Annotated in this window: 1 protein-coding gene; it reads right to left on the reverse strand. The window is 43.0% G+C overall.

All coding sequences use genetic code 11. The annotated features are described in order from the left end of the window. On the reverse strand, positions 1–1,039 hold a 1,039-nt coding region (locus J2T13_RS26290), incomplete at its 3' end, for an IS91 family transposase (RefSeq protein ID WP_429375670.1). Positions 1,040–1,122 lie beyond the last annotated feature (83 nt).

Below are 1,122 nucleotides of genomic sequence, written 5' to 3' on the forward strand. Positions count from 1 at the left end.
CTGTTAATTTTACTTTGGGTTTAATAGGCGTACGAGTTAGACGCAAACACTTCAGTAGTTTTGTTTTTCGATTGGCGTTGCTGAGAAAGCCATAATATCTAATTTTCTGAAAACCAGAAGGTAGCACATGCATCATGAATCTCCGCATAAACTCCATCGCATCCAGTGTCAGAGGCTTCACTTTCCCGTCATCTTTGTAATCCCGATAATGAAAAGTTACTGTCCGATCATCCATGGATTGGATCCGATTGTTGTAAATCGCCGTCTTGTGCGTGTACCGACTTAAATATTTGACGACGTGAAAGGAACTTTTAAACGGTTTCTTACAGTAGACGACCCAATCCGGTTCATAGAGTGAATCTAATAAAGTGAAAAATGAAGATTCTTCAGCGTAGGGCAGTGAGGATCCAGTAAATCTCAGCTTTTGATCCGCGTAAGCCTTTTTCATGAAATAAAGAAATTTACCTCGAAAAACCCTAGAGAGGATTCTCACGGGAATAAAGAACTTTTTCTTCGAGCGCATAAAAGAACAGCCAGAAGGCGAAAGACCACCGCCGGGTACAATGCAGTGGACATGAGGATGGAAAGACAAATTTTGACCCCATGTATGCAATACCATAGTCACACCGATTTGTGCACCAAGAAACTTTGGGTCCAAGGCTAACTTGGATAGTGTCTCAGAAGCAGCTTTAAAAAGAATGGTGTGCATGAGCTTGGGGTTGGCTAGAAATAAAGGATTCAACGTGTGAGGGACAGTAAAAACAGTGTGGAAATAAGGAACAGGTAAGAGCTCAGAAGTTCGATCTAGAATCCATTGCTCTTTTTTTAAATTGCCACATTTGGGACAATTACGATTGCGGCAGGAGTTGTAGGATACCTTCAAATCCTCGCAAGAATGACATTGGTCGACATGCCCACCCAACGCGGCAGTTCTACAAGATTGGATAGACTGAATGGCCTTGATGCCTTCCAAATGAACGGGATGGGTAGCGAGAAAGGCGTCAGCGAAGCTCGAAAAAATCTGCTGTAACTCAACCATGATGATCACCTCCGAGAGGAAGATCTAAGGGGCTTTTCAACCCGAGGACTTGAGCATGGGTCAGATGTAGATACATAGAAGTC

This window comes from Paenibacillus sp. DS2015, from assembly GCF_050433705.1.
GTDB lineage: Bacteria > Bacillota > Bacilli > Paenibacillales > Paenibacillaceae > Paenibacillus_AQ.